Here is an 8,123-nt window from a genome sequence, read left to right on the forward strand (position 1 = left end):
AGAGGCGTTAGGCATAACGGCGGATAAACCATACCCCCCGGGAGTAGACTTCAAGTGAGCACCGAAACGTTTGACTATGTGATAATCGGCGCGGGCAGCGCGGGCTGCGTGCTTGCCAACCGGCTTTCGGCCGATCCCGCGATCCGGGTCTGCCTGATCGAGGCGGGAAAGAAAGACACTTCCCTGATGGTGCGCATGCCAGCCGGTGTCGGAAGCCTGATCAAGGAAGCGAACGACCATAACTGGGGTTTCTGGAGCGAGCCGCAGGCGCACATGAACGGTCGCAAGCTTTACTGGCCGCGGGGCAAGGGTTGGGGTGGCTCGTCCTCGATCAACGGGATGGTCTACATCCGCGGTCACGCCGGCGATTATGACCAGTGGGGCCAGATGGGCCTGAAGGGCTGGAGCTACGCGGACGTGTTGCCCTATTTCAAGCGCGCGGAGACTTACGAACGCGGCGCTGATGACTTCCACGGCGGCAGCGGGCCGCTGAACGTGTCCGAAAGTCCGATGACGAGCCCGATCTACAAGGCCTTTGTCGAGGCGGGCCGGGAGGCGGGCTATCCGCTGACCAATGACTTCAACGGCGCGCAGCAGGAGGGCTTCGGCCCTTATCAACGCACAATTCACAAGGGCGAGCGCTGGAGCGCCTCGTTTGCCTACCTGCGGCCGATCGAGGGTAAGCGTCCCAATCTGAAGGTGATCTCGACGGGTCTCGTGACACGTGTGCTGATCGAGGGCGGGCGCGCAGTTGGCGCCGAGTTCGTCGAAGGCCGGGGGCAGGCCGCTTCCGGTGTGCGCGCCGCACGGGAAGTGATCGTCTGCGCCGGCGCGGTGCAGTCGCCGCAGCTGCTTCAGCTGTCGGGAATCGGTGATCCGGAGGCTTTGAAAGCGCTCGGCATCGCGGTGAACGCTGCCTCGCCGAACGTCGGCAAGAACCTCCAGGACCATCTCGACGTGACGGTGATCAACCGGATGACGCAGCCCGTTTCCGCCTACTCCATGCAGAAGGGCATCAAGAAGCTTTTCGTCGGCCTGCAGTATCTCGCCACGCAGAAGGGCGCCGGCGCAGACAATTTCCTGCAGGCGGGTGCTTTCCTGAAGTCGCGCCCTGGCCTCGAGATGCCGGACATTCAGCTGCACGCGGTGAACGCGATCATGATGGATCATGCCAACTTCACGCCGACCGAAGACGGCTTCACCGTGCACGCCTGCCAGCTTCGCCCGGAAAGCCGCGGCACGGTGATGCTGAAGACCGCCGATCCGTTCGACCATCCGGCGATCGACCCGAACTATCTTGCGACCGAAGAAGACCGTCGCGCGATGCGCGAGTCTGTGAAGATGGTGCGCGAGGTGATCCGTCAGGCTTCGCTGCAGGTCTATGCAGCCGGCGAGATCATGCCGGGTGCAGGGGTTGTGTCGGATGCGGACATCGACGCGTTCATCCGCGAGAAGGGCGAGACGATCTACCACCCGGTCGGGACGGTTTCGATGGGGACGACATCGTCCAGCCCGGTTGACGGCGACCTGAAGGTGCGCGGGATCGAAGGCCTGCGCGTGGTCGATGCGTCGGTGATGCCGACGCTGGTGGGCGGCAACACGAATGCGCCGACAATCATGGTGGCCGAGAAGGCTGCGGACCTGATCCTCGGCGCAAAGCCTCTCGCCCCGGAAGAACCGAAGCGGACGCTGACGCCTGCCTGATCAGCGCCGGATCAGCGGTTGGCGACCAGCCTCAACTGCGCGCCGATACGGCGCGTGTCCGGCGGCACGAGCATCGCAATCCGGTGGCGGAATACCTGTTTGGTGGTCACCATCGGTTCATGCTCGAGCGTCTGGTAGAGGCCCAGCATCCTCTGGCGCGGTGACCTTCCGGTTTCGAGGCTGAGCGGCATCAGCGAGATTTCCAGTTCGACGCGTTCTCCGTTGAGCGTCTCCCCGCGCCCGCGCACGACACCCGGGGCGCCGTCAAAGCGGATCGCTTCGAGGAAGGCAGCCATCATGGCGCGGTCAGGGCCGGTCCATAGGTCGAGATAGTTGCGATTCACAAGGTTGCGGCCGACCAGCGCATTGAGGATTCCGCCGGAGGTGCGCACGAGCCAGGAATGGTCCTCGCGCAGCTCGATGACAAAGATGCGGTCAACGAGGCCGGCATGGTCGCTGACGTCAGGGCCGGTCATACCGTGGGCGTGAGGGGCTGCCTGCATGCGGCGCCAGGCATCCAGCAGGATGCGCGTGTTCGGGTGGACCGACCGGTCGATCATGGGCGAGGGGTACTCCGGATGATATCTATGCGGCCCCGTCGGGGGACCTCTTCGGAGTTGCCAATCGCAATATCCATTCCAGATCGCGGTTCACCGGGGATGGGAAAGTCTCGCCTCAGAAGACATGCGTATTCACCCTGAAGCCGAGGCGGATGCCGCCGGGCATGTCCTCAGAGGCGAGTTGGCAGGATCTTCCCGCGACATGGCGTTTCAAGGCGGAACACTGGGATCAGGTGTGGGCTTGCGGCAACAGTCACGCGTCAGTGGCCGGAAAAGTGGTTCAGTTTGCCGAACGCGCTGCGATTGCAGACGGGGGCGGGGTTGCGCTCGGCAACGGCTGCCGATTATCCATTCCCAAAATAAATGAAGACTGGATTCGCGATGCGAACAGCCGGTCTCGATACACCGTTTGCCTCAAACTCCCAGGAAGGAAATCCGAGTGCACTCTTACAATTCCAACAAGGCCCGCTTTGGCGGGCTTAAGGCGATGCTTTGCCTTGGTGCCGGCGTCACTGCCCTCACCGCTTTCGCAACCCCGGCCTTTGCCCAGGATGCTACTGCCCCCGAAGAGGCGAGCGCTGACGAAGCGCGCACGCTCCAGACCGTGACCATCACAGCAACCAAGCGTGAGCAGACCCTTCAGGACGTGCCGATCGCTGTTTCGGTGGTCGACGACGCGACGATTGAGCGGGCCGTGATCGTTGACCTCAACGACCTTCAGTCAATCATACCGTCGCTGACCGTCAGCCAGCTGCAATCTTCGTCCAACACCAACTTCGTCATCCGCGGCTTCGGCAACGGCGCGAACAATGCCGGTATCGAGCCTTCGGTCGGCGTCTTCATCGACGGGGTTTATCGCTCGCGTTCGGCATCGCAGATTTCGGACCTTCCGAACATCGAACGGGTCGAAGTGCTGCGCGGGCCGCAGTCGACGCTCTTCGGTAAGAACGCTTCGGCGGGCGTCATCTCGGTCGTCACCAAGAAGCCGCAGTATGAATTCGGCGGCGTGGTCGATGCGACGGTCAGCAACTTCAACGGCTATCGTCTGAACGGCTATGTCACCGGCCCGATCACCGACAACCTCGCAGGCGCCATCAGCGCGACCTACAACAAGCGCGACGGTTATGTCGAAGATCTCGGCGGCGGCCCCGACCAGAACGAGCGCAACCGCTACGGCCTGCGCGGCGACCTGCTTTTCGAACCGTCTGAAAACCTGTCGTTCCGCTTGCTCGGCGACTATGACGTGATCGACGAAGTCTGCTGCGCAGCCGGCAATATCGTCAACGGCCCGACGGGCGCAATTGTCCGGGCCATCGGCGGCAACCTCTCAGCCGCAGATCCGTTCAGCTACGACGTCTATTACAACTACGGTTCGACCAACAAGATCGACAATGGCGGCGTCTCTTTCCAGGCCGATTATGACATCGGCGAAGTGCAGTTCACCTCCATCACGGCGTATCGCCAGTCGAAACTCGACACGAACCAGGACTCTGACTTTACGAGTGCTGACCTGATCGGCCGAAATGCCAATAAGACCGACATCGAAACGTTCACGCAGGAATTGCGCGTATCGTCTTCGGGTGATGGCGCTGTCGACTGGATGCTCGGTGCGTTCTACTTTGATGAAACGGTCGAGATCGAGAACGATTTCCGCTATGGCACCAACTTCCGCAACTACGCTGAAATCCTGGCGGCGCTGGGCGCAAACCCGGGCCTGACTCCCGCTCAGGTTGTTGGCGGTGTGCTGGGCGGTACGCTTCTCAGCCCTCTCGATCAGATCGAAGCTGCGATCGCAGGGCCGGGCGCCATCGGAACCCTCTTCGCGCGGAGCGGCCAAGGCCTTGCGGAAGAGTTCGGCCAGGACAACACCGCTTCGTCGATCTTCGCGACGGTAGACTTCCACCTCAGCGAACGCGCCACGTTCACGGCTGGCGTCAACTACACGGATGACGAAAAGACCGCCTACGGACGGATCAACAACACCGATACCTTCTCGGCACTTGATCTGGTTGCGCTCGGCGTGGCCAACGGTGTTCCGCCGCAATTGGCAAACAACCCGGCTGTCAACCCCTTCCTGGGCCTGCGGCCGCTGCAGTTCCTGCCGCCTTTCCTGGCGTTCCCGAACGCGGTGGAATCTGGCCGCACGCATGACAACAACATGACCTACACGCTGCGGTTCAACTATGACTTCACCGACAACGTGAACGGCTACCTCTCGTATGCCACAGGCTTCAAGGCGACGTCCTGGAACCTGTCGCGCGACTCGCGTCCGTTCCCGGCCGACTTCATCCCCGGCTCGCCCGCCGGCTCGCCGGCGCCTGCCGGTTCGCCGATCCGCGCAGCCGGTCTCGCCCTGCCGAACCTCGGCACCGGCACCCGGTTCGCCGGTCCGGAAGAGGCAGCGGTGCTCGAAGCGGGCGTCAAAGCCCAGTTCGACCGCCTGGCGTTCAACGTGGCCGTCTTCGATCAGACGATCGAAGGCTTCCAGTCGAACGTGTTCACCGGCACGGGCTTTGCGCTCGCCAATGCTGGTAAGCAGTCCAACAAGGGTGTCGAGCTTGACGTGACCTGGACGCCGATCGATCCGCTGCTGCTGAGCTTCGCCGGCACGCTGCAGGACCCGGTCTATGACAGCTTCATCAACTCGTCCTCGGGCGACATTTCCGGTCAGGCCCCCTCGGGCGTTTCGGAAGTTGTGACGTCGACCGCAGCCACGTACTTCTTCGATGTCCGAGGCATGGACGCCTTCGTCCGCGCCGACTGGCAGTATGAAGGCCCGGCCGCCTACTTCGATGATCCGGGCAACCAGGCCCTGATCAACGACAAGCGCGAAGTCAGCCTCATCAACGCTTCTCTCGGTTTCGAAACCGATGGCGGCCTTGGCGTGACGGCGTGGGTTCGCAACCTGGCTGACGAAGAAATCATCACGGTGGCCTTCCCGGCCGTGGCTCAGGCCGGCTCGATCTCGGGCTACCCGAACCAGCCGCGCACGTTTGGCGTGACGCTTCGCAAGTCCTTCTAAGGCGGCGAAGACTTCAGATCGAGGAAGCCCCGCCGGTAACGGCGGGGCTTCTTTCTTTTCAGGCCCGGCAGGTGGCGCGAAGGGCGGCGGCGGCGAGCAATAGGCTTACAGCTTCGAACGCGATGAAGGCCGCGAAATCCGGCGTGGGCGGCGGCCCCAAGGTCAGTGCCGCTGCGCGGGCAAAGACATAGCCGCCCATGTAGACGACCAGAAACCAGAGCGCTGGTTGGCGCAGGGCGGGCCGGGCCGCACCCGCGCCGCACAGGAGGCCGGCTGCGAGGCTGACCCCGCCATAGATGCCGCGCAACTCGTAGGCGCCGTTGGGGCCGCCCACCTCAACGCCAAGCCCTGAGGCCATCTGGATGGGGTTCAGAAGAGAATAAAGCCCGAAGGCCGCGAACATGAGCGCCATCAGCGCCAGGAAGATCCGGATCAGCATGGCGGGAAAGCTAGCGCAGCGCCGCAGGCGGGCAAGGGATACGCGAAGGCACCTCTCCTCCTATATAGAAGCCTCGAGGGCGCCCGAGGCGCTGCTACCGGAGCCTCTATGACGCCCCCTGACCGACAGCCGCCGATCATCAACGCTCCCTGGCCGGTGGCGATCTTCGCGATCCTCATGGTGGCAGCGCACCTGATCCGGATCCTCCTGCCCGATTCGTTCCAGAACGCGATCTTCTTCCATGGCGCCCTGGTGCCGGAGCGCTTCTGGATGTCGCCGGATCTGGCGTCGATGCACGGCATGCCGCCATATGCCAACGCGCTGGCGGCCTTTGTCCCGATGATTGCGAGCGGGTTCATTCATTCGGACTGGATGCACGTGATCCTGAATGCGGCCTTCCTTGTGGCGTTGGCGAAGCCGTTGCTGGAGCTGTTCCGGCGCGTCTGGCCGGCAGGCGAGCCTGCGGCGTCGGCCTTGCTGCTCGGGCTTTTCGTATCCAGCCAGGTGATCGCCAGTGCCGTCTATCTTGCCGGCAACTATCCCGATGGCGGCGCTGCGGTCGGCGCGTCAGGCGGAATCAGCGGTCTCCTGGCCGCGGTTCTGCTGGTGCGCGAAGGTCCGGGCCGCTGGTTGCTCAGTCAGCGATTCCTTGTGACCAGTGCGCTGTTTGTGGTGGCCAACGCCGTGTTCGCGATGATCGGGCCGAGCCTTCTGGGGGCGGGAATTGCCTGGCAGGCCCATGTCGGCGGCTATGTAGCCGGGGCGCTCTTCATGCGCGGCGTTCTGTGGCAGATCCAGTCCCGCGGGGCCTGACGGGCCAACAAGCCCGTCGATTCGGGGGCAGGGGTGTGTTATCCTGCCGCAGGCGCACGCCACTTTGAGAGCAATCGCGCCGGCGGGACGGGAGGCCCGGGTGATGATTGTTGAGCAGATCCTGAACGACAAGGGCCGCGAAGTGATCACGTTGCGAGCCGGCATTACACTCAAGGACGCGGCGATCCTCATGGATGAGCGCAAAATCGGCGCCGTTGTGGCGCTGGACGAAGATGACCGGATCGTCGGCGTGCTGTCAGAGCGCGATATCGTGCGCCAGGTGGCCCGTCACGGGGCCTCAGCGTTGGAAATGACCGTGGGCAGCGCCATGACCCGCGCCGTCGTCACAGTGCACGCCTCGACCGCCATAGATGAGGCCATGCAGACCATGACCGACCGGCGCATCCGCCACCTGCCAGTCGTCCACAACGACCGGCTAACCGGGGTGGTTTCGATCGGCGATCTCGTAAAATGGAAGATCGCGGAGACGGAAGCCGAAGCGAAGGCCATGAAGTCGTATCTTTCCGCGCAGTTCTGAGCTCCGGGACACAAAAAACGCACCGAAGCTGTGTAATTCACAGAATAAGGGCTTGCGGCTCCGGGGTGAGGGGGCTATCTCGCGCTCTTCGCTGAACCGGCCTTCGGGCGGGCGACGTGATGACCCCCAGATGGTCGCCTCTTCGAAGAAAAGGGCTTGCCCTTTCCCCCGAACAGCGGCTATATGTGCGGTTCCTCTGAACGCCTGAATTTTTGGGCCGAGATAATCGGTCGGAGAGTTCTGTTCGCTCTGAATTTGGCAGCTGAGGTGGTTAATCCACTGAACTGCAGAAGAGCGAAAAAAGGGTGTTGACGAGAAAAAGACCGGCTGTATAAGCCGCCACTTCGCCGGGACCCAAGGGCCTCGGCAACGACCTTCGGAAGCTCACGTTTCCAGCTGTTTGACATCGTAAGAGATAGGAAGAGAAACGCAGGCGGCGTGACGGCTTGCGGACATCGCGAGATGTCCAATACGATCACGACGAATGTGTTTCTTGAGAGAATTCTTTTTTCCATCGATCAGGTTTCGACCTGGTCTTTGCTAAAAGGGTTTCTCGTCAAAGAACGCAATACTTATGCTTAACAGCAATAGTAGCCGTCCATATTCCAATGGACGGATCGTCAGATCAACACTCAACTTGAGAGTTTGATTCTGGCTCAGAACGAACGCTGGCGGCAGGCCTAACACATGCAAGTCGAACGATATAGTGGCAGACGGGTGAGTAACGCGTGGGAACGTACCTTTCACTACGGAATAGCTCCGGGAAACTGGTGGTAATACCGTATACGCCCTTAGGGGGAAAGATTTATCGGTGAAAGATCGGCCCGCGTTGGATTAGCTAGTTGGTGAGGTAATGGCTCACAAAGGCGACGATCCATAGCTGGTCTGAGAGGATGATCAGCCACACTGGGACTGAGACACGGCCCAGACTCCTACGGGAGGCAGCAGTGGGGAATCTTGCACAATGGGCGAAAGCCTGATGCAGCCATGCCGCGTGAATGATGAAGGCCTTAGGGTTGTAAAATTCTTTCGTCAGGGATGATAATG

At 61.9% G+C, this 8,123-nt stretch carries 6 protein-coding genes and 1 rRNA gene; 5 read left to right on the forward strand and 2 right to left on the reverse strand.

Going from position 1 to position 8,123, the window contains the following annotated elements; genetic code table 11:
- Positions 1 to 54 precede the first annotated feature (54 nt).
- A complete protein-coding gene (locus Q0C17_RS11145; protein ID WP_291205940.1) occupies positions 55 to 1,704 on the forward strand; it encodes a choline dehydrogenase in 1,650 nt (549 codons plus the stop codon).
- A gap of 11 nt (positions 1,705 to 1,715) precedes the next feature.
- Here the strand turns inward: Q0C17_RS11145 and Q0C17_RS11150 are convergent, their stop codons facing one another.
- The gene (locus Q0C17_RS11150) at positions 1,716 to 2,264 is read right to left on the reverse strand and encodes a PAS domain-containing protein (RefSeq protein ID WP_291205942.1); all 549 of its coding nucleotides are present in this window, start codon (positions 2,262 to 2,264) and stop codon (positions 1,716 to 1,718) included.
- 439 nt (positions 2,265 to 2,703) lie between these two features.
- On the opposite strand from Q0C17_RS11150, the gene Q0C17_RS11155 reads away from it, so the two are divergent.
- Positions 2,704 to 5,286 carry a TonB-dependent receptor gene (locus Q0C17_RS11155; protein WP_291205944.1) on the forward strand — a complete coding sequence of 861 codons (2,583 nt, stop codon included), beginning with the start codon at positions 2,704 to 2,706 and terminating at the stop codon, positions 5,284 to 5,286.
- 58 nt (positions 5,287 to 5,344) lie between these two features.
- On the opposite strand, the gene Q0C17_RS11160 is transcribed toward Q0C17_RS11155, so the two are convergent.
- Positions 5,345 to 5,725 carry a DUF4345 domain-containing protein gene (locus tag Q0C17_RS11160; RefSeq protein ID WP_291205947.1) on the reverse strand — a complete coding sequence of 127 codons (381 nt, stop codon included), beginning with the start codon at positions 5,723 to 5,725 and terminating at the stop codon, positions 5,345 to 5,347.
- 108 nt (positions 5,726 to 5,833) lie between these two features.
- On the opposite strand from Q0C17_RS11160, the gene Q0C17_RS11165 reads away from it, so the two are divergent.
- The 3 genes from Q0C17_RS11165 to Q0C17_RS11175 all read left to right on the forward strand — a co-directional run.
- On the forward strand, positions 5,834 to 6,538 hold the full coding sequence (locus tag Q0C17_RS11165; RefSeq protein ID WP_291205950.1) for a rhomboid family intramembrane serine protease: 705 nt from the start codon (positions 5,834 to 5,836) through the stop codon (positions 6,536 to 6,538).
- A gap of 103 nt (positions 6,539 to 6,641) precedes the next feature.
- Positions 6,642 to 7,076 carry a CBS domain-containing protein gene (locus tag Q0C17_RS11170; protein ID WP_291205953.1) on the forward strand — a complete coding sequence of 145 codons (435 nt, stop codon included), beginning with the start codon at positions 6,642 to 6,644 and terminating at the stop codon, positions 7,074 to 7,076.
- A gap of 633 nt (positions 7,077 to 7,709) precedes the next feature.
- A 16S ribosomal RNA gene (locus Q0C17_RS11175) occupies positions 7,710 to 8,123 on the forward strand; the annotation flags it as partial.

Origin of the sequence: Hyphomonas sp. (genome assembly GCF_022844445.1) — a bacterium.
Classification (GTDB): Bacteria; Pseudomonadota; Alphaproteobacteria; order Caulobacterales; family Hyphomonadaceae; genus Hyphomonas.